This window comes from Amycolatopsis albidoflavus, from assembly GCF_039525725.1.
In the GTDB taxonomy this organism is placed as follows: domain Bacteria; phylum Actinomycetota; class Actinomycetes; order Mycobacteriales; family Pseudonocardiaceae; genus Amycolatopsis; species Amycolatopsis albidoflava.
On the sequence record NZ_BAAAHV010000011.1, the window covers coordinates 143,750 to 169,584 of the forward strand.

A 25,835-nucleotide genomic window follows, 5' to 3' on the forward strand; every position below is an offset into this window, starting at 1 on the left:
GACTTAAAGGCGATCCCGCCCGCGGCGGCGAAGCCGACGCCATCAAACACCGGCTAAATTCCCGTCACCCCTCGCGCCCCGGCACGCATAATCTCCCCTCGCCGCCACGTCGTGATCGACAGCGGAACCCATCGACGAGTCGGGAAAGGCTGCAGATCGTGACACTGCGGGAGAAGGTCGAGAGCCGTCTGGCCGGGGAGTTCGTGCCGGGGGAGCGCGTGCTGAGCGCACTTGTCGCTTTCCGCGTGGGCGGCGTGCGGAAGACGATGATCGGCGGCGCGGCGGGCATCGCCGGGCTCGCGGGCGCGGCTGGGATGGCGCTCGCCGCGCGGCGTGGGCAAGCGGAAGCCCCGCAGGTCGCGATCCCGACGCCGGGCCGGTTCGTCTTCGCGCTCACCTCGCACCAGGTGGCGCTGTTCACCGTGGGCGGCATCGTTCGCGCCGCGCCGGGGAAGCCGGTGCGCTCCTGGACCCTCGACCAGCTCGCCTGGGTCTCGGAACCCGAACTGAATTCCGGGGTCGCACAGGCGCTTCGGGGTCAGATCGGCGTCACCGGCGAAGGCGTCCTCGGCTACGAATTCGCGCGCCTCCAGGTCGACGACGGACGCTCCCTGATCAAGCGCCTAGCCCGCGCGCTGAAGGAACTCGACACGGCCTCCTGACCTACTTCTCCCGGATCCGCGCCAGCTCGGCCGGCACCGGTCCGAGATGGAGGATTCCCAGCCGCCGGGTCGCGCGCGTCATCGCGACGTAGAGGTCGTTGCGCCCGAGGGGGGCGTCGAGAATCCGCCCCGGATCGACGATCAGCACCGAATCGAACTCCAGGCCCTTCGCTTCCCCAGGCGTCAACACCGTCGCGGCGCAACCCTCCCGCAGCGCGGCGAGATGACACGCCGGAGCGATGATCGCCAGCTGCCCGCTGCGGTGCTCAGCGGCAATAGCGCCGACGTCGGCAAGCGTGCCCTCTTGACGCCACGGCGATTCGCCAGCAGCCCGCACCGACCGCGGCGGCTGGAGCCCAGGGTGCTGCGCTGCGAACAACTCGCTCGCAGCCGCCATGATCTCCCGCGGAGTCCGGTAGTTGACGGTCAACTCCGCCAACCGCCAGCGATCCGCGACATGCGGCGTCAACACCTGTTCCCACGACGTGGCTCCGGCCGGATCGCTGGTCTGCGCGAGGTCTCCGACGACAGTCATCGACTTCGCCGGACAGCGTCGCATCACCATCCGCCACGCCATCGCGGACAGCTCCTGCGCCTCGTCGACCACCACATGTCCGAACGTCCCCACGGATTCGCCGATCACCGCGGAAGCCTCGTCCAGCAACGGAATATCCGCCGCACTCCAGCCGCCGTCCGGCTCGCCCGGCACCTCGTCGTTTCGCGCACGGGTTCCGCTCGTCGCCGCATCCGCCAGCTGGACGCCGCCCAGCTCGCCGAACACCTCCGCCACCACCCCCTCCGCGGTCAGCGCGGGCCACAGCTCATCCAGCACCCGGCACACCGCGGCGTCGGCCAGCAACGCCTTGCGCAGGTCAGCCAGATCGGCCTCGTCCAGCAGCCGCCGAGGCCCGTCGTCCTGATCCGGCCCGACCACTACCCCCGCCGCGGCCAGCGCCCGCAGGTCGGCCGCGCTGAGCCGGCCGTCGGCGCTCCCGCCGTCGAGGGCCTCGCCGCTCTCGGTGAACACCACGTTCTCCATCCGATCGGCCAACCGCTGCGCGAGAAGTTCCGCCATCCGCTGCTGAAAGACCCACCGCGCCGGGTGGTACGGCAACCCCTTGCCGGAAGCGAACTCCACCGCGGCTCGCCATTCGGCTGGCTCCAGCCGCACCGCCTGCTGCTCGAATTCCGCCTCGACCGCCTCGCCGGACGCCCCCGCGCGGCCCCACACCGCCGCGACGATCCGATCCGCCGCCTCCGCCCGCCCCTTGACCTCCGCGACCTCGGCCGGATCCACCCGGCTGACCTCGACGTCCGGCCGCAACCGGGCGATCGTCGCGGTCGCCACGGCGTGCTCGCCGAGCCCCGGCAGCACCTGTCCGATGTAGTCGAGAAAGACGTCGCTGGGCCCGATCACCAGCACCCCTCGCGTGCGCAGCCGCGGCCGGGTGTACATCAGATACGCCAGCCGATGCAGCGCCACCGCGGTCTTCCCGGTCCCCGGTCCGCCCTGCACCACCAGCACCCCGGCGTAACCGTCGCGGACGATCCGGTCCTGCTCTTCCTGCAGCGTCGTGACGATGTCGCCCATCCGCCCGGTCCGGTCCGCAGTGAGCGCCGCCAGCAACGCGGCCTCGCCGACCAGGGTCCCGGTCCCGGCGGCGTCGGGATCGAGCAATTCGTCGTCGAGCGCTGTCACTGTCCGTCTGCGGGTGGTGATGCGCCGCCGCCTGCGAACGCCGTGCGCCTCCGCCATGGTCGCGGTGTAGAACGGCTGCGCCGCCGGAGCCCGCCAGTCGAGCAGCAACGGTTCGTCCGCCTCGTCCCGGAACAGCCCCACCCGGCCGATGTACCTCCGGCTGCCGTCGTGCATCTCCAGCCGTCCGAAGCAAAGCCCGTCCTCGACGGCTTCGAGGCGCGCCAACTCCGCGTTCCAGCGCGCCGCCGCCTCCGGGTCCTCGCTTCCGCAACCGCTCGCCGCTTGCTCGCGCAGCGCGTCGAGCCTGCCGTATAAGGCGGTCACGTACTCCTGCTCGAGGACAAGCTCACGATCCACGTCGTTTTCGGCCGGCACCCCTGAACTCCCCGCTGTCGGGTGATCGATGGCACCGAGGGTGCGCGGGATTCCGATGGAATAACAGTCTTGTCTTTACCGGCGGCCTCAGCCGAGCGGGTCAAGGCCGCACCGGCCCGTAGGACGGAAACCGCGCGAGATTCGCGCTGGCGACGTTCGCCGCCCGCCGCACCGCTTCCGCCAGCGACGGCAGCCTCCGCTGGTCCAGCGCGACCGCGCCCACCGCCGCGACGACGTCCCCCGACGCCGACCGCACCGGTGCGGCCACACAGCACAACGGCGAAACCCCGTCGCTATAATCGAACGCCACACCCCGGTCTCTGGCCTCGGCGAGCAGCTTTTTCCATTCACGTCCGGAATACTTTTCGGGCGGCTCGGCATGCGGCCCGGAAGCAGTGAGAACTATTTCCGCCGCGGCACCCGGCGGCAGCACCCAACCGGCACGCATTGCGCAAATCTCGTCGGCTTCGCCGCGGATTCCGCAGCCGATCAGGATCCGTCCGGAATCAGCGGCGGGCACGCCGACGCTGACGCTCGTCCGGCGACTCGCCGCCGCGAGTTGCCGCAGCGGCGGCCCGACCGCGGCCCGGAGCACCCGGACCGGTTCCCACGCTTGGCCGAGCCGGAACATCTGCGGCCCCACGCGATAACGCCCGGCGCAGCGCTGGACGGCGCCGACGCCGACGAGCTGATCGAGCAACCGGTGCGCGGTCGCCTTGTGCAGCCCGGTCGCGGCCGCGAGCTGGGTCGGTCCCGCCTCGCCGTTTCGCGCCAGCTCCTCCAGCAGCAGAAAAGCGCCCTCCAACACTCCGCGACCTGCTTTACGCTTCATCGGCAATCCCCTCCGGATTCCGCGAGCCGCCTTCTCGCGGTTTCATCGCCGGATCCGCCCTTTTCGTGACACGGTTCCGTGGCTGATTCGGGAAACCGGATTGCCGATGGGCGGAACAGGCATTCCGGAAAAGTGCGCGAAGAATATTCCTGGCTGTACTGGCGAGGCGGCTTCGGTGGCGAGTCGAGGCCGCTCGGAGCCTCCGGAACGACTGCCCCGCCGAGGTCCGAGCGACGGCGACGGACCTGAACGGACCGCCGTCCCGCCGCCCAGTCAGGCACGGCGCGCGGCGACTGCCGTCCTGACCTCGCGGTTTGCGTCGCAGCCGGGTTTTGTCGGTGGGGCCGGGTAGCGTTCCGGGTCGTGGACGTTCGGGAACGTATTCAGGAGCTCGCTGATCAGGTCGTGGTGCTGCGCGACGCGTACTACCGGGGTTCGCCGGCGGTGGCGGACGCGGAGTACGACGCGATCGAGGACGAGCTGCGCGGGTTGATCGAGGCGAGCCCGGAGCTGGCCCCGGACCCGAACCCGCTGGACCAGGTGGGCGGGCCCGCGGTGCTGCACGCGCCGATCCGGCATTCGCGGCCGATGCTGTCGCTGGAGAAGGCGACGAAGCCGGAGCAGGTCGAGGCGTTTTTCGGCCGGTTCCCCGGCCAGCCGGTGGTCGTGATGCCCAAGCTCGACGGCCTGTCGCTGGCACTGGTGTACGAGGACGGCCGCCTCGCCCGGGCGGTCACCCGCGGCGACGGGACCACCGGGGACGACGTGACCATGCTGGTCCGGGCGCTGACGGACGGCATTCCGCACCAGGTCGGCGCCCCGGGCCGGGTCGAGGTCCGCGGCGAGGCGGTGATGCTGCGCTCGACGTTCGCCGCCTACAACACCGCGCACCCGGACAAACCGCTGATCAACCCGCGCAACGCCGCGGCGGGCACCCTGCGCGCGAAAGACCCGGCCGCGGTCGCCGAGCGCCGGCTGCGCTTTTTCGCCTTCGACCTGGACACCGAGCCCGGCAGCGCGGAAACCGACCTGGACAGCGGCCTGCTGGCGCTCGGGTTCACCGCGGCGGACATGCGCCGCTGCGCCGACGCGGCCTCCGCGCAGGAGGTGATCACCACGATCGAACAGCAGCGCAACGACCTGGATTACGACATCGACGGCGCCGTCCTGCGCCTCGCTGACCGCGCCGCGTACGCCGCCGCGGGCACCCGTTCGAGTTCGCCGCGCGGGGCGCTGGCGTACAAGTTCGCCGCCGAGGAGAAGACGACCGTGCTGTCCGATGTGGTCTGGGACGTCGGCAAGACCGGCAAGATCGCGCCGGTCGCGTGGCTGGAACCGGTGTTCGTCGGCGGGACCACGGTCACGCGCGCGACGCTGGCCAACCAGGAGGTCATCCGCGCCCGCGGCATCAAGATCGGCGACACCGTGCTGGTGCGCCGGGCAGGCGACGTCATCCCGTTCGTCGCCGGGGTGCTCGACGAGTCGAAACGGACCGGCGCGGAGCAGGAGATCGTGCCGCCCTCGGCGTGCCCGTCGTGCGAGCAGCCGCTCACCGAGCAGGGCAACAGCCGGGAACTGTTCTGCACCAACGTCTCCTGCCCCGCGCAGACCGTCCGGCGGCTGATCCACTGGGCGTCCCGGGCGGCCGCGGACATCGACGCGATCGGCGGCGTGTGGATCGAACGGCTGGCCGAGGCCGGGATCCTGGAGCACCCGTCGGACTTCTACCGGCTGACCAAGGAACGCCTGCTGGAATTCGACCGCATCGGCGAGGTCTCGGCGACGCGGATGATCGAGTCGATCGACGCCAGCCGCCGGGTCGGGCTGCGCCGGGCGCTGATCGGGCTCGCGATCCCGATGGCGTCGGAAGGCACCGCCGCGCGGCTGTGCCGGGCCGGATTCGCCTCGCTGGAAGCGGTCCTCGACGCGGGCGCCGACGGCTTGGTGGCGGTGGAGGACATCGGTCCCAAGGTGGCCGCGTCGCTGGTGGAACACCTCACCCGGCTGCGTCCAGAGCTCGAACGCCTTCGGGAACGCGGGGTCTCCCTGGACGTCCTGGAGGAAGACCTCCCGCCCGCGGTCGTCGCGGGAGCGCCGCTGGAGGGCAAGACTGTGGTGGTCACCGGCGCGATCAGCGACCCGCGATCGGGGGAGAAGGTGCCGCGCCCCACGTTCCAGCGGCTGTGCGAGACAGCGGGCGCGACCACCGCGTCGTCAGTCTCGGCGAGCACGGACCTGCTCATCACCGGCGCCGACGTCGGCGCCAGCAAAATCACGAAGGCCGAGAAGTTCGGCGTCGAGGTAGTGGACCAGGGGGTGATCTGGGACCAGCTGATCGCGGCCGGAGTCGTCTGACCCCGAGCCGCGCCGCCTCGCCGGCACGAGACCGGTACCGCCCCAGGGACTTCACGCATAATCCCGCGCCGCACGCCGCGGCCACGTACGATTCCGCCCAGAATCGACCATCCCTGGGGGAAACGCCATGAAACGCATCGCCATCGGCCTTGTCCTGTCCGCGGTCGCCGCACTCGGCGGCGCGGGCGTCGCGAACGCAGCGGGCTACCCGACGTCGGACTTCGGCGGCGACATCATCGGCGGCCGCACCGGCGGCACGCTGACCTGGTACAACCGCGCCGTCGGCGTCAGCGGATTCGTCATCGACGACCCGTCGGCGGGCAGCACCACGGTCACCTTCGAGTTCCGGCAGGCGGGCACGCTGTTCGACGTCCAGACCCGCACCGCGTCCGACGCCCCGAAGACCTTCGGCTGGACCGAACCCGGCCCGTCCGGCGGCTTCAGCAAGGTCGACATCTACCTCGGCCGCAACGGCAGCAAGATCCTCATCGCCTCGGTCCCGCGCAAGGTCTGACCGGCGCTCGGCGGCTGGTCGCGGGGACGTTTTCGCGACCGGCCGCGAGACGGCGATGCGGGATGCGCCGGGGGACAGGCGAATCGCTCCGCGACGGCCGGCTGTGCGGCGTCGCGGGCCGCTGCTGGCGAGGACCATCAGGATCTCGGTTGTAGCGCCCGGTTGGGTGCGCTGGCTTGGCCGGATCTCGGCTGTCGGTTGTCGTGCCTGGCCGGGTGGTGTTGCCTCGGCCGGACCTTGGCTGTTGCGCCCGGCCCGACGCGCTGGCTTTGCTGGCCCTCGTCTGTCGTGCTCGGCGGGGCGCGCTGTCCTTTGCCGGACCTCGGCCACTGTCATGGCTCCGCTCTGCCTGCGGAGAGGTCTGGCGCTATACCTGGCGCCGAGTCCCGGGACCTCCGCCGCAGTCACGACCTAACGGCAGGCACCGGACGCACCCGAGCGACTGCACAGCCAGAGACAGCGGACCAGTCAGTCGCACGGCTTCCGGCTCCTCCGCGGTCGAGCCTCCCTAACGCCCCATTCAACTGGCCTCGAGCCGCGACCCGGCCTGCTCCGGCAGCCAAGCCCGCATCATCTCCGCATACCTCGGCGCCACGGCGAGAAGTTCGTCGTGGCGGCCGAGCAGCGTGTCCTGCCCGTCCATCAGCAGCACGCGCCGCGCCCGGACCGCGGACGACAGCCGGTGTGCGATGACCACCAGGGTGCCTCCCCGGGCGGCGAAAGCGCGTTCCGCGTGGATCTCCGCCGCCGGGTCCAAAGTGGACGTCGCTTCGTCGAGGACGACGACGCCTGCCGGCGACGCATAGGCTCTCGCCAGGGCGAGGAGCTGCGCTTCCCCGGCGGACAGGCCCTCCGCGCCGGGACGGAGTTCGGCGTCCAGGCCGCCGAGGCGGGCCAGCAGCGGGGCGGCGCCGACGGCTTCGGCGGCCGCGACGAGGCGTCGGTCGGAGGCTTCGGGGTGGAACAGCGACAGGTTCTCGCGCAGCGTCCCGGCGAAGACGTAAGCCTGTTGCGGAACCAGCACCAGATGCCGAGGCCGGTCGGCCAGTTCTCCGGCTCGCACGCCGCCCAGCCGGACTTCGCCGTGGTGCGGGTCCAGCAGACCGGTGAGCAGACCGGCCAGCGTCGATTTCCCGATGCCGCTCGGACCGACCACCGCCAGATGGTCGCCCGGGCGCAGATCGAGATTCAGGCCGCGGACCACCGGTTCCGGCGCCGCACCCCAACGGAACGTCAGGTCGCGCACGGTGAGGGCGATTCCGGCGGGACTCTCGGTCGCCAGGCGAGGTTCCGGCGGGGCAGTGGTTTCGGCGAGCCGCCGCAGAGCCACGAGCAAGCGGAGGACGACCGTGGACGCGGTGGCGGCGAGCCCGCGCAACGCGGGTTGCAGGGTGGTGGCCAGGTAAACGAGCGCGCCCAGCGCCGCCCCGGCGGTCAGCTCGCCGCGGGCGACCATCGACGGCGCGAGAGCGAGCGCGAGCACCAGCGGGACGAACCCGCCGAGCGCCACGATCAGCGACCGCAGCGCCGCCGACCGAGCCACCCGCACCGCGGCAGCGGCTTGGCGGTCCACCGCTTGGTCGGCAGTCAGCGCGGCGACCGGTTCGGCTCCGCAGGCGACGACGTCCCGGATCCCGGCGAAGATCGAACCGGTCGCGGCGGCGGTGCCTTCGTCGGCCAGCGTGAGCGCGCGTTGCCTCCGGGCGAGAGAGGGCAGCAACGCGGCGAATCCGGCCAGCGCGAGCACCACCGGAACTACGACCGGCAACGCCAGCGACCCCGCGACGGTGACCAGTCCCGCGATCGCCGCCGCGGTGGTGACGATCATGGCGCGGGCCTGGACCAGGAGCCCACCGGTGGCGTCGCGCACGACCTCGACGTGCTGGGTGATCCGGGCGACCCCGCGCGCGTCCGGCCCGCTCCGCGGCGGTGCGGGATCGTGCAGCACCCCGCGGACGACGGCAGTCACCAGCGCGTCGCGGAGAGGCTCCACGACCTTGCCGAGCTGCCGCCACACCAGCCGCGACCCGAACGCGCCCGCGAGAGCGGCGAGGCCGAACACCCCGAGCCAGACCAGGCCGACGCCGGGCTTGCCCGCGGCGAACCCGCTGTTGACGGCCAGTTCGACCAGCCGTCCGGAGAAAAACGCGGGCAGTCCTTCGAGAAGGGAGCAGGCGAGGAGCACCAGCCCGCCGCGCCATTGCCCGGCGAGGGCGTTCCAGTAAAGGCGGCCAACGGTCATGGTCGCTCCGTGGGCACGGTGTGGTTGCGTGCGCGGGCCGGTTGGGCCGCGAGGCTGGTGCGCCATCGCGCGCTGCCGGGCGGCTTCGGGGTTATCGCAGGCGTGGCCGGACGGCACGGACCTGCTGCACCGCGTAGTCCGGCCAAGGCGTTCCACCAGCGCGGCATCACGTTTCCTCCGTGAACACCGCGCGATACCCCGGCATCTGCCACAACCGCGCATGCGGCCCGACCGCACGGACCTGTCCCGCCGCCAGCCACACCACCACATCCGCCCGCGCGGCCATCGCGGCCCGGTGCGTGACGACCACCCGCGTCCGGCGGCCCAGCTCCGCCGTCACGGCGCGCTCGGTGACCGTGTCCAGGCTGGCGGTCGCGTCGTCGAGCAGGAGCACCCGCGGGTTCCGCGCGAGCGCACGAGCGAGCCCCATCCGGGCGCTTTCCCCGCCGGACATCGGAGTTTCGGCGAGCAGCGTGTCGTAACCCCGGGGCAGCCGCACCAGGACGTCGTGAATACGCGCAGTCCGGCAGGCCGCGTCCACCGCCGGGATGCTGGCCCAGGATCCGTAACCAACCGCATCGGAAACGGTGCCGCCAAGCAGCGCGGGCTCGGCAGCGGCATACCCGACAACGGCGCGAAGTTCGTCCGGACGCAGCACGGCGAGGTCTCGGCCGTCCAGCAGCGCCTGTCCGGCGTCGGGGCGGCGGAGACCGGCCAGCAGACTGACCACAGTGGACTTGCCCGATCCGGAACTCCCTACCACGGCGGCGAAACAGCCACCGGGAATGGTGAGGTCGACGTTGGTCAGCGCACCGTGCACTGTCGCACCGCGGAGTTCCAGCGTGCCGTTTCCGGGCAACAGCCCGAGGGCGCCGCGAGGCGGTGGCTCGGTGTCGAGGACCTCGGCGATCCGGTATGCGGCCGAGCGGATCCGGGAAAGTGTGGTGAGCAACGGAATCTGCGTCACCAGGCCGAGGCCGAGAGCGACGTAGCCGAGTGCGGCGAGGACGTCCCCGGCGCTCAACCGTCCGTCCAGGACACCGAAACCGGCGGCCGCGAGGGTGAGGATTTCGACCGTGGGAAGCAGCAGACCGGCCCGCCACACCATCCGGGCTTGGGTGCGCCACATGCCCTGGCCGGCGAGATTCAGCCGAGGCAGCGGCCGCAGCACCCGGGCAGCCTCGGCGTCGGCGGTGCCGGACGCGGCGATCGTCCGCAGTCCGGCGACCGCGTCGAGCAGCCGGGCGGACAGTTCGCCGGAGACCTGTTGGTAGGCAAGGACATCCTTCGCGGTGCCCCGCAGGTGCGACCGCGCCAGCAGCAAGGCGAACGGGAGGCTGCCGAGGAAGACCAGCGCCAGCCGCCAGTCCAGAAGCGCGAGCAGGACTACCGCGCCGGAGGACATCAGCGCGGTCGCGATCAGCTGCACCACGACCGCGGCGATGCCGCCTGCCGCCGCGCAATCGCCGCTGACCCGGCTGACCGCGTCCCCGGGGGCGAACGGCGAATGCGTGCCGAGAGCGAGCAGCCGGTCGGTCACCCGGCGACGCAGCCAGGCGCTCGCGTTGCTGGTCAGCCGGGCGGGAAGGAGCATGGTGACGGCATCGGCGGCGATCTCCGCGACGCCCACGACAAGCAGCCACACCACCGCGCCGGTGCTGCCGCGCCCGCCGAGCACTGCGTCGGTGGCGGCGGCCAGCGCTCCGGGAAGGAGCAGCCCGGCACCGGCGGAGATCAGCGACGTCACGACAACCGCGACCAGCCGGGGCCGGTCCAGCAAAGCGGCGGAACGCAGCAGCCGATCGGCGGATCGGGCCATGTCGCTCCTCTCGCTGCGGTGCGACGTCCGCCCGCCTGGCGACTTTCGCCGGGCGTCGTCGGGTTCGCGGCCGGTCAGGCAATCGGCGGCGAGCGCGCGGACGCGACTCGCCGACGCCCGCCTCGTTCTGACCCGAGGCGGGCATCCTCGGGCTCGTGGCCAGCCAAGTGCCGGGCGGTGAACCCGCCGAGGCAACTGGCCCGCACCAACCGCTGTGGGGTCGGCGACGTTTGCGGGGCTCGGTGCGGGTGTCGTCGGGCTTGTGGTCGGCTAAGCGCTGTGCCGGGGCAGTTCGCCGCGCCGATTGCTGTCGGGTCGGCGACGTCCGCCTCGACCGGTGCGGGCGCGACCGAGCTGGTGGTCCGACCGCGAACTCGCGGAGGCACCTCGCCGATCCGAAGGCTCTCGGATCGCCGACGCCACCTCGCCACAACCGAGGCGAGCGTCACCGGACTCGTGTCAGCCAGCGCTGCGACCGCCGACCCACGAGACACCTCGCCGCACCAACCGCCGTCGAGCCAGCGGTTCCGGCTCGACCGATGCGGGCGTCACGAAGTGGCCAGCCAGCCCGCTGTCCGGCCGAGCCGCCTCACCGCACCAGGCCCGCCTCGACGCGACCGCCGCGGCTCGCCGGGGCAGAATGAACGGGGCGGGAACGGCGCACTTGGCCTGTGCCGTTCCCGCCCCGCCCGCGGTCAGTAGCAGAGGAGCAGGCTGAGCGTGCTGTCGCCGCAGTACGCGCTGTAGTGGCTGTGGCCGTGGTGGTCCAGTCCCTGGCCTTCGAGGGCTTCCGGGGCCTCCAACGCCTGCAGCTCCAGGACGTGTTCCATGGGTGTTCCCTTCTCTCGGGGTCCGCCGGCGCTCATCGGCCGGAGGTGTGCGGGGACGGCGCGGAGCCCAGGAAGGGCAGCGGTTCCGCGCCGTCCAGTAGTGCGGCGAGCGTGCGGAGGACCCCCGCGCTGCCGGTATTGACGTCGGTCGACAGGCGAAGCAGCTGGTTCCCGGGGAAGGCCAGCCCGCCGTGGTACGGGACGCCGTGCCAGGACAGCCGGGACAGGTGCAGGTCGATGGCTTCCCGGTCCGGCTCGTCGGCGAAGGACAGCGCGGCGGCGAGTCCGCACCGGCCGTAGAGCAGGCCGGGGTGGATCACGAACTCTCCTCGGCACGCCGCCCGCAGACCGGGCAGGCTCTGGGCGGTCGCCGACTCCGGCAGGCACCGGGCGACCTGTTCGGCGACCAGCAGGATTCCGGCGCTGCCGATCGCGGCGTAGGGGAGCGTGCGCAGGACGCCGTCGCGGACCTGCAGCGATCCATCCGACGCCGGGGCGCATTCCTCCAGGTCGCGGGCCAGCACCCGGTCGGCGAGGGTGAGCCAGGACGGCTCGCCGGTGTGCTCGTGCAGGCGCAGGAACAGCAACGCCGGTCCGGACCAGCCGCTCAGCAGGCCGGCCCTGGCGAAGCGGCCGGGCGGTTCGGCGGTTTCGAAAGCGGTCGCGAGCCGGACGGCGATGTCCAGGGCTTGGCGGCCGAATTCGTTGTCGCCGCGGGTCGTCGCGAAGTGCAGGCGGGTGAGGCCGATTCCGGCCAGCCCGCTTTCCAGGCCGTGGTCGGTGGTCTGGCCGGCCAGCGACTGCGACGCGGCCAGCAGTTCGTCAGCCTCCGCCGAGTAGCCGAATTCCTCCAGGACGTACGCGATGCCGTGGCTGCCGTCGAAAAATCCGGGCCGAGACGGCGGTTGCCGCCGGACCGCGGCCAGCAGCCATTGCTCGTATTCGGGATAACGGCCCGCTCCGGCGATGTGCAGCGAGTGCAGCACGCCCGCGGCTCCGACGCCGAATCCCGCGCCGCCGGAGCGGAACTGTTCGATGTCGCCGGGGAACAGCCGGTCGGCGCGCTCCGGCGTGGCGCTCGCGAGGATGGCTTCCGCGATCTGCTTGCGCACCAGAGACCAGTCCGGCCGCGGTTCGTCCAGCGCGGTGTGCGTCGAGGCGGGCGGTTCGCCGCGCGGGGTGAGCACCGAGACCACGCGATCGGCGTACTCCTGGGGAAGGCCGAACCGGTGCTGGGCGAAGTCCGCGATCCCGCGCAGTTTGCTCGGCGCGAGTTCCAGCAGCATCACCAGCGGCAGGAAAAGCCACAGCCGGAGCGCGGCCAGCGCGTGCTCGTCGATTTCGAACCCGTGCCGGTCGGCGGGGGCGCGGAAGCCGGGCGCGCCGAGCCCCGGGCGGTCGCCGGAATCGGCGTCGACGGCCAGCTCGAAGTCGACCAGCGACACCCGGTCCTGCTCGTCCACCAGGATGTTCTTCCCGTGCAGGTCGCCGAAGACGATCCCGTGCCGGTGAATGTCGGCGAGGATGCGTTCGACCTGCGCCAGCACGGCCAGCGCGCGGTCGCGGTAGGCTGCGAGATCGGCTTCGGCGCGGGAACCGCTGGTGAGCGGGTAGTGCCGGGCGAGCCAGCTGCTCAGCGCGATGCCGGGCAGGTGCTCCATCGCCAGGTAGTGGTGCTCCCACACGGTGAACTGCTCGTACACCCGGGGGATCCCCGGAACGGCCGCCAGCCGTTCGAGGACCTCGCGCTCGTGATTGAGCCGGGCGACCGCGTCGGCGCCGTCCCGGTCCAGCCCGGCGTGCGGGCGCGCCTCCTTCAGCACGACGGTTTTCCGGTCGACCCCTCGTTCGGCCAGATAAACGCCGCCGCCGTTGGAAAAGTGCAGGGAACCGGTCACCCGGTACGGGAACCGGGCGCCGTTCTTGCGCGCGGCCAGGCTGTCGGACAAACAGGCCGGAATGGACACCCAGTCCGGCACGGAAAAAGACGGTTCCCGCCGGTCGGGCACGAGCGTGCCATCCGGATGGCGGATTGCGAGCACCCGGGTTCCGGCGTGTTCTGTCCACTGTTCGGCGAATCCGCCGTACCGGACGTAAAGCGGGCCTTCGCGGTAGCGGAGATCGCTCAGAATATACGCGCCGTGCTCGCCTTCCAGCTCGGCGGAAAGGTCGCTGAGTATCCGGGCGAGCGCCTCCTCGGACTCCGGGTAAATCGTGACCAGCTTGCCGCTTCCTTCGCGCGGCGCGTATTTCGAATTGCGGCTGGTGAGGATCGCCCGGGAGCGCAGGTGCTTGTACGCGACCCGATGCTCCACACAGTACTGATGCACCGCGGCCAGCACGCGCCCGGCGTTGTCCAGACCTGCGGAGACGTGGATTTTCCAGCCCTGGGCGGGAAGTTCCCGGCCCGCCGGGCGCAGCGACCGCCAGATCCCGTGCTGCTCGGCCGTCCACCCGGGTCCCGGCTGCGGCAGGGCCGCGGCCAGGTCGCCTGCCGCGCCCGGGGTTTCCCGCGGTTCGTCGAAGAACAGCGGATCGGCGAAGCAAAAAGCCTCGTACCGGACGTCCATGAAAACGAACCCTTCCCTTTCCCTGAGGAAAACCGGGCGACTTCGATGTCGGACGGTGACACCATTCCCGCACGGAGGGGGTCCCCCGGCCAATCCGCCAACCCGGGGGTTCGCCGCGCCTCGTCAGAGTGACGGAGGCGGGTCGGGGCCGGTTCAACGGGGACTGCGCGTGAGTTATCCTTACCCGATCGGGGTGTAACGATGTCGGTTTCCGGTCGGCTGCCCAGGTCGGCGCGGAAAGAGCCGGAGAAATTGGCGGAAGGCCATCAACCCGTTCCGGTGAGCCCGCTTCCACCCGTCGTCCGGCGAGAACCCGGTACCGGCTGGTCCGTTCGGGGTCACGGCCGCGCATTCGCGTCGTGAATGTGGTGCTTTCGTTACCGGGAAAGGTTTGGTCGCTCGATTCGCGCCTCCGGTCGCCGTGCCGTGAAGGGCTCCTTGAGGGAATCAGATTCCCTCAAGGAGCCCTTCACGGCTTCCTCGGCCCCAGGTTGCCGGGCTGGGAGCGCGGACCCCTCATGGTTCGCGACCTGGCTGTCCGTGAGGGGAACCCTCACGGACTTTGATTCCCGCAAGGTGCCCTTCACGGACTTCGGCGGCGCGGGCGAAATCCCGGCGGTCCAGCGAGCCCTGCTGTCCGTGAAGGGGCCCCTCACGGACTCTGATTCCCTCAAGGAGCCCTTCACGGACTTCGGCAGCATCCGGGCGGCGCGTCAGATTCGGCGTGTCAGGCTCAATGCGTCAGCCGACGCTGGTTTTCTCCGGGCACACCAGGCTTTCCAGCAGTTCCACCGCGCGCCGGGCGGCCGGGTGTTCCGCGATCGGCTTCTTCACCGCGAGGCTGAGGTGCCGGACCGGCGCGGGGGAGGCCAGTGCGACGGTCGTGAGGCCGTCCGGCAGTTCGCCGATCCCCAGCGCCGGCACCACGGTCAGCCCGATTCCCGTTGCCACGAAAGACATCGCGGTCCGGTAGTCGTGCGTCTCGACGACGAAACTCGGCGAGAACCCGGCTTGCGTGCAGGCGTTGAGCAGCACCTGCCGGCACGGGCCCTCGCGCAGGTCGTTGTCGACCCAGTGCCGCGGCGCGAGCGCGGCCAGCGGCACCTCCGGCAGGCCGGCGAGCGGGTCGTCGAGGCGGACGACCGCCAGGTACGGGTCCTCGGCCAGCCGGTGCACGACGACCGACCCGGGGTGCTCGGCCCCGGTTTCCTCCACGAAGATGTCGATGTCCGGGTCGCCCGGCGTGAACTCGGTCAGCATCAGGTCCAGCCGCAGTCCCGGGAATTCGGCGCGCAGCGCGGCGACGGTCGGGGCCAGCCAGGTCGAGCCTGCCGAGCCGAAGTAGCCGATCGACAGCCGGCCGACGCGTCCGGCGCGCAGTTCGGCGACGACCTGCTCGACCCGGCTGAAGGACTCGAACAGCAGCTCGGCCTCGGCGGCGAGCGTCCGTCCGGCCTCGGTGGGCTCGATGCCGCGGCCGGACCGTTCGAACAGCTGCAGCCCGGTCTCCCGTTGCAGCGTGGTGATTTGCTGGCTCACCGCGGACGGCGTGTAGCCGAGCGCGGCGGCGCTCGCGCGGATCGACCCGGAGGCGACGACTGCGCGCAGCACGCGGAGGCGGGGGAGGTCCAGCATGCTTCAAATGTACAGCGGTCCTTAACGGAGGTACAGAACTCATCGCTTGTGCTGTACATCGGGGCGAGGTGACGATGGTCAGGTGACCGATCTCGTGGAAACCGCCCAGCCCGCCGTCAAGACCGACCTCGGCAAGATCGCGGCCGCCGCCGGGCTCGCCGTGGTGCTGTGGGCCTCGTCGTTCGTCGCCATCCGCAGCGTGGGGCACGCGCTGTCCCCGGCGCCGCTGGCGCTGCTGCGGCTCGCCGTGGCGGCCGTGACGCTCACCGTGTTCGCCGTGGCCAAGGGCGCGGTCCGGGTCCGGCTGTCGCGCAAGGCGTTCCTGCTGGTCGCGGCGTACGCCGTGTTGTGGCTGGCCGCGTACACCGTCGTCCTCAACGCGGGGGAGCGGCACGTCGACGCCGGGACCGCGGCGTTGCTGGTGAACCTCGCGCCGCTGATGGTCGCCGTCGCGGCCGGGAAGCTCCTCGGCGAAGGCTTCTCGCGCTCGCTGATCATCGGCTCGCTCGTCGCGCTGGGCGGAGCCGCGCTGATCGCGACCGGAGCCACCGGAAGCAACGACTGGGCAGGCGTCCTGCTGTGCCTGCTGGCTGCCGTCTTGTACGCCGCCGGGGTCATGGTCCAGAAGATCACGCTGCGCCACGTCGACGGGCTGACCGCGATCTGGCTCGGCTGCGTCGTCGGGACCGTGGTGCTGCTGCCGTGGGCGCCACAGCTGATCAGCGAAGTGCAGGTGGCGCCCACGGGCGCGGTGCTCGGCAGTGTCTACTTGGGAGTGTTCCCCACCGCGGTCGGCTTCACGGCGTGGGCGTACGCCTTGCGCCGCACGGACGCTGGTCGCCTGACGATGGTGACCTACGCCGTGCCGGCGGTGGCGGTGCTGCTGTCGTGGCTGCTGCTCGCCGAAACCCCGAGCGCGTACGGGCTGATCGGCGGGGTGCTGTGCCTGGCGGGGGTGGCGATCTCGCGCCGTCGTTAACGGCGGCCCCATACGGATACGAGGGGATAGGACGACACGGTGAACCGCGGATCGGCGAGCACCCGGCGGAACTGCTCAAGCTCCTCCGGCGACACGCCGTCCGCGGCCAGCTTTTCGGCCAGTTCCACCGAATTCGCGGCCAGCAACCGGATTTCCGGCCCGCCGCCCGGCCACCTGGTCGTCACCCGCGCGCTGCCGACCTCGCGCAATCCGGCCCCGGCGAGCACCTCCGGCAGCCGTCCGGCCCATTCGACGTCGCTGCCCGCTCGTTCGAGCAGGTCCAGGATCCGCCCTTGCACAGAACCGAAAACCGCCGCGCTCTCGTCGTCGGGCGCGGCGAGCACGGTTTGGCCGCGCGGCTCGATCTCCTCCAGGACCAGCCAGCCGCCGGGGGCGAGGGCGCCGGCGAGTTTCGCCACCAGTTCGTCGCGTTCCGGGAAGTGGATCAGCACCAGCCGGGCGTGGATCAGGTCGAACTTCCGGTCCGGCAGCGGTTCCTCGCGCACGTCGTGGCGCACCGCCGAGGTGTTCGCGGGCAGGTCGGCCAGCAACCGGGTGTCGAGGTCGGTGGCCAGCACCTGCCCGTCCGGTCCGGCCCGCTCGGCCAGCCACCGGGCGATCGACCCGCCGCCCGCGCCGATCTCCCAGCAGGACCAGCCCGCGCCGACTCCGAGATTCTCCAGGTGCCGGACGGTGGTCGCGTCGTAGCTGGCTTCGAGGGCGGACATCCGGTCGCTGGCCGGGGCGGCCGCGTTGTCGAACGGGTACTCGTCGTCCATTCCGCCACCCTGCCAGCAACCGCGCGGCGGTGCTGGCAGGATGACGGAAGTCTCAGCAGGTTTCGCGCACGTACGCGGAATCGCCCTTCGGCGTGACGTCCCGGTCGCGCCGGACGACGCTGAGCGTGCTGCCCCACTTGGCACACGCGTTGCGCAGGCCGTCCTCGGAGTATTCGATGACGATCACCTGGTTGCCGAAATGCTGGGTGTACTCCGCGCAATTGTCCTGCTCGCCGCATTCCTCGGCGACGGCGAAGTCAAGACCGTTGTCCGCCCGCGACGAAGCGAGTTCCGAGGTGTTCTTCTGCCCGATCGCGAGGCCTTTCCCGTGCGCGCGCTGGGAAAGCAGCTTGACGAGGTCCTGGGCGTTCCGCGCGCTGAGCAGGCCCTGGGACCGGGTGAAGCTGTCGTAGTTGTCCGGCTCAATGGCCTGATAACCCTTGCCCGCGCACTCGTCGATCCACGTGCCGACCTTGTCCGCGATCCGGCCTCGCTTGTCCGCGGTGCGCAGGTCGAGCAGCGCTTCGTTCCAATCGTGATCGATGACGACGTTGCCGTCGTCGTCGCGCAGAACCAGGTCGCCCCAGTCCTTTTCGGCCCCGGGCTGGGCCTGGAAAGCGTTGACGTAGCAGATGTTGTACAGCCCGGCGGCCGCCGGGGCGCTGTGGTCGCGGCTGACGACCTGGACGCCCGCCGGCGGCTGGTAGGGGCCGCCGATCTGGTAGTCGAACCCGGCGTGCGGGGCCGGCAGGGGACGTCTTTGACCTGGCTGTGCGGCGAGGGCAGCGGCGCGCTTTCCGCGGTGCCGCCTGCCCCGAGCGCGCACGCCGAACTGCCGATCAGCAGCGCGGCGGCCACGGTTCCGCGAGAAATCCGACCAGGAAGCGAATGCATCTGGTGACTCCAGCGTTGGTGAGTACGGCCCCGCCTCGGACGCTGGAGAAGACATCCTGGCGACTGGGTCCGGGCTCGCGGAACACTCCGCATTACCGGCTGGGCGTACTTCTGGCGCCTGCCCGTCCGGCAGGCACCAGAAGTTTAGCCGATCACCGCGTCGCGCCGTCAAGAGTCGTTAGCTGCCCAGTGTTTTCCGCAATCCGGGCTGGAGCGCGTCGCCGTGTGCGAGCACCATTTCGTCGCACAGTTCCCAGATGCGTTCGACCGGAAGCGCGGCCGCGGTGGCGGGATCGGTCATCGCGGCGTGGCGGATGTGCCGGGGATCGTCCTCGACCGCCGCGCGCACCACGAGTTCGGTGGTGCTCAGGTAGGTGCGGTTGAGCGCGGCGAGCTGCGGCGGAAGCGCGTCGACGCGCGTCGGACGGATGCCGGTGGCGTCGGCGAGGCACGGCACCTCGACGGCCCCGGTCGCCGGGAGATTCGGGATCAGCCCGCGGTTGAGCACATTGCCGTAAACGGTGCGCGGCGTGCCGGTGACGACACTGTGGATGATCTGCGGAGCGTATTCGTTGGTGCCTTCGACCGTGAGCGGTTCGTCGCGCTCGATGGCTTGGCGCGTCCGTTCGTATTCGGCCTCGTTCTCCGCCACGACGTCCAGATACGCGCCGATCGGCAGCCGCAGCCGTTCGATTTCGCTGGCGTGGCCGAGATACCAGGGCACGTATTCGGAGGAATGCTCGCTGGTTTCGGTGGGGTAGTAGCCGAGCCGCCGGAACATGTCGAACCGCACGCGCCGCCGCAGCTGCGGGTCCTCGGCGAGTTCGGCGAGCCGCGGGTACAGATCGTTGCCCTGGTGTTCCAGGCGCAGGATCCAGGCCTGGTGGTTGATGCCCGCGGCGTGGTAAGTGACCTCGGACAGCGGCACCTCCAGCAGTTTGGCCAGGTCGTGCACCGTCCAGTACACCGAATGGCACAGTCCGACGACGCGGTCCGAGCCGAGCGTCTCGGAGAGGTACTGCACGTTCATCGCCATCGGGTTCGTGTAGTTCAGCAGCCACGCCCGCGGGCACACCTGCGCGATGTCCTCGCCGAGTTCGCGCAGGAACGGGAAAGTGCGCAAGGCACGGAAAATCCCGCCGACGCCGAGCGTGTCGCCGATGGTCTGCTTCACGCCGAAGCGGGCGGGAATGTCGAAGTCGACCCGGGTCGCCTCGCCCATTCCGATTTGGACCATGTTGACGACGAAGTCCGCGCCTTCCAGGGCTTCGCGGCGGTCCGCGTGCGCGGTGAGGACCGGCTTGGCCCCGCGGGTTTCGGCGATGCGACCGGCCGCCGCGTGCGCGATGCGCAGGCGTTCCGGGTCGATATCGTGCAGCGCGACGTGCACCTCGGCCAGTTCGGGATAGGCGAACAGGTCCGCGAGCAGACCTTGGGTGAACACGACGCTGCCGGCGCCGATGAAGGTGATCTTGGTGGTCATGCGCTTTCCGTTTCAGTGGTTTCGGTGAGATTGAGTTCGTTCCAAGTGGGCTGGCCGTCGATCCCGCCGCGCGCGAGCGTCGAACGGCCGCCGCCCTCGACCCCGGCCCGCAGCGCGTCGCGGAGCGGCAGACCGCGCAGCGTCGCGGCGAGGAACGCGGCGTTGAAACTGTCCCCGGCGCCGACGGTGTCGAGCGGGGTGATCGGGGACGCGGGAACCGTGACGGTTTCGCCGCGGTGGTGCGCAAGGGCGCCGTCGGCACCGTTCTTGACGACGACGGTCGGACCCTGGGCGGCGAGGTGCGCTGCTGCGTCGAGCAGGCTGGATTTTCCGGACAGTTGCAGAGCTTCGGCGGCGTTGGGCAGGAGGTAGTCGGTCTCCTGAAGTACCAGCGGGATACCGCTGGGATCCCACTGCCGGGCCGGGTCGTCGTTGGTGTCCAAAGAGGTCGTCGCGCCGTGTGCACGGGCGGTGCGGAACAGCTCCGGCAGCCCGGCGGCCAGCTTGGGCATCAGGAAGTACGACGACGCGTGGACGTGCCGGGCGCTCATCAGCAACTCTGCGGGCACGTCCGCCGCCGACACTGCGTCCAGCACGCCGGCGCTGGTGATGATGGCGCGGCTGTCGTCGCGGGTCAGGATCGCGGTGAGCGGAGTCGGCAACGTCGGATCCACCGTGAGGGCCTGCGTGTCGACGCCGCGGTCTTCGAGGATGTCGCGGACGAAGCGACCGGCGGCGTCGTCGCCGATCCGCCCGGCGAAGGCGACCTTCAGCCCCAGCCGGGCGGCCCCGGCGGCGGTGATCGCGGCGGACCCGCCGAGCGTGAGCGAGCCGTGGCTGACGAGGTTCTCCCGTTGCCGGAAGTCGAGGTCGTCGGTCAGCGGCCCGAGGACGACGTCGGGGTTGACGTCGCCGAGCACGAGCAGGTCGAAGCGGTGCGGCATGCGTGGTTCCTCTGGACGACTCGTCAGCCTTTGAGGCCGCTGGAGGTGATGGACTGGATGAACGTCTTCTGCGCGCCCAGGAACGCCAGCAGCACCGGCAGCACGGTGATGACGTTCCCGGCCATCACCGCCGCCCAGTTGGTGTGGTGCTGTCCCTGGAAGGTGGTCAGGCCGAGCTGCAGCGTGTACTGGGTGTCGTGGTTGATCGCGATCAGCGGCCAGGTCAGGTCGTTCCAGGTGCTGAGGAAAGTCAGCACGGCGACGGTGCTCAAGGCAGGCCGGGACAGCGGGAGCACGATCCGCACCAGCACTCGCAGCCGCGAACAGCCGTCGATCCAGGCCGCTTCTTCCAGTTCGCGCGGGAGCGAGAGGAAGAACTGCCGCAGCAGGAACACAGCGAACGGCGTGACCAGCGACGGGACGATCAGCGCGCCGAGCGAGTCGATCAGGCCGAGCTTCTTCATCACCAGGAACGTCGGGATCATGGTGAGCTGGAACGGCACCGCCATGGTCGCCATCATCAGCCCGAGCATCGCCTTCGAACCGCGGAACCGCATGCGCGCGAACGCGTACCCGCCGAGCGAACCGAAGACGAGGTTGGCCGCCACCGTCACGAACGACACGATCAGCGAGTTGGAGAACCAGCGCAGGAACAGCGCGTTCTCCAGCACGTACCGGTAGCCGGAGAAGTCGATCCCGGACGGCCACAGCGACGGCGGGAACCGGTTGATCTCCGCGTTGCTCATCACCGAACTGAGCAGCAGCCACACCAGCGGGGCCGCGAACACCAGCGCCAGCGGGGCCAGCAGCAGATGCCACGGGCTGAACGGCAGCCGCCAGCGCCGGGGCTGGCGTGCGACGTCAGGCAGCCGGGTTGCGGAAACCGGGGCAACGTGGGCGCGCGTCGTCATCGGACCTCCTTGTCGCGGCGCAGCAGCCGGACGCCCAGCCCGAGCGCCAGCAGCACGACGGCGAGCACGTACGCGGCGGCGGCGCCGTATCCGGCGGTGAAGTTCTGGAACGCCTGCTGCCAGATGAAGTAGACGATCACCGTGGTCGAGCCGAGCGGCCCGCCCTTGGTGGTGACGTAAGTCAGGTCGAACACCTGCAGCGATTGGATCAGCTGCCACAGCGTCAGAAAGGTGGTCACCGGCAGCACCGCGGGCAGGGTGACATGCCGCAGAATCCGGAACGGACCGGCGCCGTCCAGCCGCGCGGCTTCGACGAGCGACGGCGGCACGTCTTGCAACGCGGCCAGGAAGACGACCATGCAAAATCCGGTGCCGCTCCACAGCGTGATGGCGACCAGGATCAGGAGCGCCTGCGACGGATCGGTCAGAAACCCTTGCGGGCTCAGGCCGATCCGGTGCAGCAGCGAGTTGGCGACGCCGAATTCCGGGTCGAGGATGAACGAGAACAGCACGCCCTGCGCGGTCGCCGACAGCACGAACGGAACGAACATCAACGTTCGGTACACGCCGATGAAGCGCACCCGCCGGTTCAGCGCGAGCGCCAGCGCGAGGCCCAGCACGATGCTCAGCGGAACGTATAACGCCGTGTACAGCAGCGTGTTGCCGACCGCTTGGCCGAAGTGCGGGTCCTGCGCGAGCGCCGCGTAGTTGTCGACGCCGACGAACCGGGACGGGGTGACGAGGTCGTCGGCCTGGAACGACAGGATCAGCGACCACACCACGGGCACGAGACCGAGGCCGATGATGACGACGACCGAGGGACTCAGGTAGGCCCAGGCGGCGGCGGTCTCGCGCCGGCGGCGGCTCTTGGCGGCCGGAGCGACTGTGATCGGGCCGGGATGTACGGACATGGGCGGGGTCCTAACGGGGGATGATGAGGGCGGCGTTGGCCGCGGAAGCGCAGTCGCGCATGGCGTCGGCGGGGGTCGCGCGCCCGAGCAGCACGGAGACGATCGCCGCGGCGACGGCCTGCGAAACCTGCGGGTAGGCGGGGTGGTTGGCGCGGACGTGCGAGTTCTCGAGCGACTTGACGAACACGGAAAGACCGGCGGTGTCCTGGGTTTTGCGCTGCCATTCCGGAAGACGCTGCGATTCGGCGCTCAGCGGGAGGCTGCCCGCGCCGACGTCCCAGACGACATCCTGGGCCGGCGCGGTCAGCCAGCGCAGGAAAGTCTTGGCCGCGGTGAGCCGCCGCTCCCCGTTGTCGAACACCGTCCAGGTGTCCGGACCGGAGATGGTGATCGGCTTTCCGGTGAAGGTGGGCAGCGGAACGATCGCGTAGTCGAGCCCTGCGTCGGCGATGTCGGGCAGCTGCCACGGACCGGTCGGCACCATCGCGATCCGGCCCGAGGCGAAGGCCTGGTACATCTGCTCGGAGCCGGGCTTCGGGTCGATGTAGACACTGCGGTCGGCGGACAGCTGCCGGAGCACGTCGAGCGCGCGCACCCCGCTGTCGGCGAAACCGATGCTGCGGCCGTCCTGGCCGACGATGGTGCCGCCGAGGTCCCAGATCATCGGCCACAGCCGCCAGACGGTGTCCTCGTCGCCCGCGCCGGGCCAGGCGGTGCCGAACTGGCCCTGGTCGCGGTTGGTCAGTTTCTTCGCGGCGGCTACGAAATCCGGCCATCGCCAGTTCTCGTCCGGAAGCGGAACGCCGTGGTCCTGGAAGAGTTTCTTGTTGCAGGCGACGGCAAGCGAGTCGAGCATCGCGGGCACCGCGCGGACGCGTTCGTTGACGGTGACCGCTTCGAGGGCGGGCTTCCAGAACTGGCCGTGCACGACGTCGTCCATGTCGGCCACTCGCGGGCTGCGGGCGATGCTGGCGAGGTCGGAGCCGAAGATGTACGCGATGTCCGGGTAAGAACCGGACGCGAGCGCCGCGGTGACCTTCTGCAGCATGGCGTCGGCGAGCACGCCGCCGCCGAGGTCGATCCGGATGTCGGGGTGCTCGCGCTCGAACGCGGCGACCAGTTGCTTGAGGACTTTGAGGCCGGTGTCGTTCTGGCCGTGCCACATTTCGACGGTGACCGGTCCGGACGTGGCGGCCGGGGCCTCGGCGCAGGCCGCGGCGGCGGGCACCAGCGCCATGGCCGCCGCGCCGCGGAGAAACCCGCGCCGGGTCAGGGTTCGCACGCGCATGAGGGCGTTTTCCTTCCCTGCGCTAGCGGTGCGGGCGGGGACGGCGGGAGAGCGAGGTCATCTGCGGGTTCCTTCCGGCGGGGAGAAATGGGCGGCCAGCGTTTCGGGGAGGGGAGGGATGTCGATCGGCACGGAGCCGGAACGCAGGGATTGCGTGGCGAGCGCGCCCGCCGCCACGGCTTCGCGGGCGGCGATCGGCGACAGTTCCGGCGGGTCGCCGTGCACGACGTAGCGCAGGAATTCGGTCATGGTCAGGAGATCCGCGTCCTCGTGTCCTGATGAGACACCGTCGATCGGGTGCTCGCGGTCTCCGTCCGCTGACCATTCGCGGCGGCGATTCCACACTTTCACCACTCCGCCGCCGGTGTCGCCGAAGTTCTCCGCGCGGCCTTCGGTGCCGATCACCGTGTAGTTGCGCCAGTAATCGGGCGTGAAGTGACACTGTTCGTAGCTGGCGAGGACACCGTTGTCGAGTCGCATGTGGACCATCGAGAGGTCTTCGACGTCGACGACCGGGTTGAGGCCGGTTTGCGCGGCAGGGGGCCAATTGTCGAAGGAAAACCAGTCGTCGGCGAGCCGGTCGCCTTGGCCGCTCCGGTCGGTGATCCCGCCGTAGACGGCCAGGTTGCCCATCGCGGTGACGCGGCGGGTGAAACCGCCGGCGAGGTAGTGGATGACGTCGAGGTCGTGGCTGGCTTTCTGCAGCAGCAACGAGTTCACGCGGCTGCGGTCGGCGTGCCAGTCCTTGAAGTAGTAGTCGCCGCCGTTGCCGACGAAATGGCGGCACCACACGGCTTTCACCTCGCCGATCTCGCCGCGCGTCACGACGTCGCGCAAGGTGCGGACGACGGCTGCGTGCCGGAAGTTGTGTCCGATGTAGAGCTTCGTGCCGGTTTCCCGCGCGGCGGCGAGGCCCGCGTCCGCGTCGGGAAGCGTGGTGGCGAGCGGCTTTTCGAGATACACCGCCACTCCGGCGCGGAGCAGGTCGACGGCGATCTCGGCGTGTGTCCAGTCCGGCGAGGTCACTATCGCGGCGTCGACCAGATTCGCGAGTTCTCGGTGTCCGGACACGATCTCGACGGCGCCGAACAGGTCGTGCGCTCGCGCCCGGCCTCGTTCGGCGGGATCCGAAGCGGCCACGATCTCCGCCGCGACCCCGGATTCCGCCACGTGCCGGGCGATCTCGGCGCGCAGGCCGACGCCGACCACTCCGACCCGCAGCACCCCGGGGTTCACCACGTCGCCACCTCACTTCTGCGTGATATTGATCTGGATGATGGCAAATCAATCAGAAATGCGCAATGGGTGGCGAGTCCGCTCATCCGGCGACGACGAGCTCCACGGACGCCGCGGCGAGGTCGGCGGCGAACGAGGCGGGCACCTCGGCGTCGGTGACCAGGACGTCGATCGCGTCGAGCCGGCAGATGCGGGCGAACGTGGCCTTGGTCAGTTTCGTCGCGTCCGCGACCACGATCACCCGCCGCGCGACCTGGCTGAAATGCCTGCTGACCTCGGCTTCTCCCTCGTGCAGCGTGGTCGCGCCGTACTGGGCGCTCAGGCCGTCGACGCCGAGGATGACCGTGTCGAGCGCGAACGCCGAGAGCGCTTCCGAGACGAGCGAGCCGACCAGCTCGTAGGACTGCCGCCGCGCGACGCCGCCGGTCACGACGATCTTGACCTGCGCGCGGACGGACAGCTCGTAGGCGATGTTGAGCGCGTTGGTGACGACGGTCAGCCCGGTTTCCCCGTCGGCGCGGACGAACCGCTCGCTCTTGCCCAGCGCGCGGGCGACCTCGGTGGTCGTGGTGCCGCCGTTGATGCCGACCGTTTCGCCTGGCCGCACCAGGTCCGCGGCGCGGACGGCGATCGCGGTCTTGGCCTCCGCCTGGCGGGCGATCTTGTACTGCAGCGGCAGCTCGTAGCCGGTGCCCAGCGCGGCCGCCCCGCCGTGGGTGCGGGTGATCAGCCGCTGGTCGGCGAGGATCGAGAGGTCCCGCCGCGCGGTCGCGGGGGAGATGCCGAGCGCGTCGCCGATCTCCGCGATCGTGACGTTGCCCCGTTCGCTCACCAATTCGAGCAGGGCGTTCAGGCGTTGCTGGGGCGTCATGCCGGG

General features: G+C 70.6%; 20 protein-coding genes. 4 read left to right on the forward strand and 16 right to left on the reverse strand.

Features of this window, described 5'->3' with window-relative positions; translation table 11 throughout:
• The first annotated feature begins 158 nt into the window (after positions 1-158).
• Positions 159-662, forward strand: a complete 504-nt coding sequence (locus ABD156_RS15320; RefSeq protein ID WP_344272724.1) for a hypothetical protein — start codon at positions 159-161, stop codon at positions 660-662.
• Position 663: 1 nt separating this feature from the next.
• Here the strand turns inward: ABD156_RS15320 and ABD156_RS15325 are convergent, their stop codons facing one another.
• On the reverse strand, positions 664-2,736 hold the full coding sequence (locus ABD156_RS15325) for a HelD family protein (protein WP_344272726.1): 2,073 nt from the start codon (positions 2,734-2,736) through the stop codon (positions 664-666).
• A gap of 100 nt (positions 2,737-2,836) precedes the next feature.
• The gene (locus ABD156_RS15330) at positions 2,837-3,568 is read right to left on the reverse strand and encodes a helix-turn-helix domain-containing protein (RefSeq protein WP_344272729.1); all 732 of its coding nucleotides are present in this window, start codon (positions 3,566-3,568) and stop codon (positions 2,837-2,839) included.
• 363 nt (positions 3,569-3,931) lie between these two features.
• On the opposite strand from ABD156_RS15330, the gene ligA reads away from it, so the two are divergent.
• Together ligA and ABD156_RS15340 are read left to right on the forward strand one after the other, a co-directional pair.
• A complete protein-coding gene (ligA, locus tag ABD156_RS15335; protein ID WP_344272732.1) occupies positions 3,932-5,923 on the forward strand; it encodes an NAD-dependent DNA ligase LigA in 1,992 nt (663 codons plus the stop codon).
• A 127-nt stretch (positions 5,924-6,050) separates the two neighbouring features.
• Positions 6,051-6,437 carry a hypothetical protein gene (locus tag ABD156_RS15340; RefSeq protein WP_344272735.1) on the forward strand — a complete coding sequence of 129 codons (387 nt, stop codon included), beginning with the start codon at positions 6,051-6,053 and terminating at the stop codon, positions 6,435-6,437.
• A 520-nt stretch (positions 6,438-6,957) separates the two neighbouring features.
• On the opposite strand, the gene ABD156_RS15345 is transcribed toward ABD156_RS15340, so the two are convergent.
• The 5 genes from ABD156_RS15345 to ABD156_RS15365 all read right to left on the reverse strand — a co-directional run bounded on the left by ABD156_RS15345 (position 6,958) and on the right by ABD156_RS15365 (position 15,533).
• The gene (locus tag ABD156_RS15345) at positions 6,958-8,679 is read right to left on the reverse strand and encodes an ATP-binding cassette domain-containing protein (RefSeq protein WP_344272738.1); all 1,722 of its coding nucleotides are present in this window, start codon (positions 8,677-8,679) and stop codon (positions 6,958-6,960) included.
• A 166-nt stretch (positions 8,680-8,845) separates the two neighbouring features.
• The gene (locus tag ABD156_RS15350; protein ID WP_344272741.1) at positions 8,846-10,498 is read right to left on the reverse strand and encodes an ABC transporter ATP-binding protein; all 1,653 of its coding nucleotides are present in this window, start codon (positions 10,496-10,498) and stop codon (positions 8,846-8,848) included.
• A 695-nt stretch (positions 10,499-11,193) separates the two neighbouring features.
• Positions 11,194-11,328: a class III lanthipeptide gene (locus ABD156_RS15355; RefSeq protein ID WP_158242558.1), complete on the reverse strand. Its 135-nt coding sequence runs from the start codon at positions 11,326-11,328 to the stop codon at positions 11,194-11,196.
• Between the two features lie 32 nt (positions 11,329-11,360).
• On the reverse strand, positions 11,361-13,898 hold the full coding sequence (gene lanKC, locus ABD156_RS15360; protein ID WP_344272749.1) for a class III lanthionine synthetase LanKC: 2,538 nt from the start codon (positions 13,896-13,898) through the stop codon (positions 11,361-11,363).
• Positions 13,899-14,639: 741 nt separating this feature from the next.
• A complete protein-coding gene (locus ABD156_RS15365) occupies positions 14,640-15,533 on the reverse strand; it encodes a LysR family transcriptional regulator (protein WP_344272751.1) in 894 nt (297 codons plus the stop codon).
• An 82-nt stretch (positions 15,534-15,615) separates the two neighbouring features.
• Between ABD156_RS15365 and ABD156_RS15370 the strand changes: the two genes are divergently transcribed.
• Positions 15,616-16,512, forward strand: a complete 897-nt coding sequence (locus tag ABD156_RS15370) for a DMT family transporter (protein ID WP_344272754.1) — start codon at positions 15,616-15,618, stop codon at positions 16,510-16,512.
• Here the strand turns inward: ABD156_RS15370 and ABD156_RS15375 are convergent.
• From ABD156_RS15375 to ABD156_RS15415, 9 genes are all read right to left on the reverse strand, one after another.
• On the reverse strand, positions 16,509-17,291 hold the full coding sequence (locus tag ABD156_RS15375) for a class I SAM-dependent methyltransferase (protein ID WP_344272756.1): 783 nt from the start codon (positions 17,289-17,291) through the stop codon (positions 16,509-16,511). The genes ABD156_RS15370 and ABD156_RS15375 overlap by 4 nt on opposite strands.
• Before the next feature lie 52 nt (positions 17,292-17,343).
• Complete coding sequence (locus tag ABD156_RS15380) at positions 17,344-18,117, reverse strand: endo alpha-1,4 polygalactosaminidase (protein ID WP_344272759.1); 774 nt, start codon at positions 18,115-18,117, stop codon at positions 17,344-17,346.
• Between the two features lie 246 nt (positions 18,118-18,363).
• Entirely contained in the window at positions 18,364-19,668 is a 1,305-nt protein-coding gene (melA, locus tag ABD156_RS15385) for an alpha-glucosidase/alpha-galactosidase (protein WP_344272762.1), read from the reverse strand.
• Complete coding sequence (locus tag ABD156_RS15390) at positions 19,665-20,612, reverse strand: carbohydrate kinase family protein (protein ID WP_344272765.1); 948 nt, start codon at positions 20,610-20,612, stop codon at positions 19,665-19,667. Before ABD156_RS15390 ends, melA begins: the two co-directional genes overlap by 4 nt.
• A 23-nt stretch (positions 20,613-20,635) precedes the next feature.
• Positions 20,636-21,523, reverse strand: a complete 888-nt coding sequence (locus ABD156_RS15395; RefSeq protein WP_344272768.1) for a carbohydrate ABC transporter permease — start codon at positions 21,521-21,523, stop codon at positions 20,636-20,638.
• Positions 21,520-22,434, reverse strand: coding sequence for a carbohydrate ABC transporter permease (locus tag ABD156_RS15400; RefSeq protein WP_344272771.1), 915 nt, complete (start codon positions 22,432-22,434; stop codon positions 21,520-21,522). The genes ABD156_RS15395 and ABD156_RS15400 overlap by 4 nt, the downstream gene beginning before the upstream one ends.
• Positions 22,435-22,444: 10 nt before the next feature.
• A complete protein-coding gene (locus ABD156_RS15405; RefSeq protein WP_344272774.1) occupies positions 22,445-23,722 on the reverse strand; it encodes an ABC transporter substrate-binding protein in 1,278 nt (425 codons plus the stop codon).
• A gap of 57 nt (positions 23,723-23,779) precedes the next feature.
• Positions 23,780-24,961 carry a Gfo/Idh/MocA family protein gene (locus ABD156_RS15410; RefSeq protein WP_344272777.1) on the reverse strand — a complete coding sequence of 394 codons (1,182 nt, stop codon included), beginning with the start codon at positions 24,959-24,961 and terminating at the stop codon, positions 23,780-23,782.
• A gap of 79 nt (positions 24,962-25,040) precedes the next feature.
• Positions 25,041-25,829: a DeoR/GlpR family DNA-binding transcription regulator gene (locus ABD156_RS15415; RefSeq protein WP_344272780.1), complete on the reverse strand. Its 789-nt coding sequence runs from the start codon at positions 25,827-25,829 to the stop codon at positions 25,041-25,043.
• Positions 25,830-25,835: the final 6 nt, after the last annotated feature.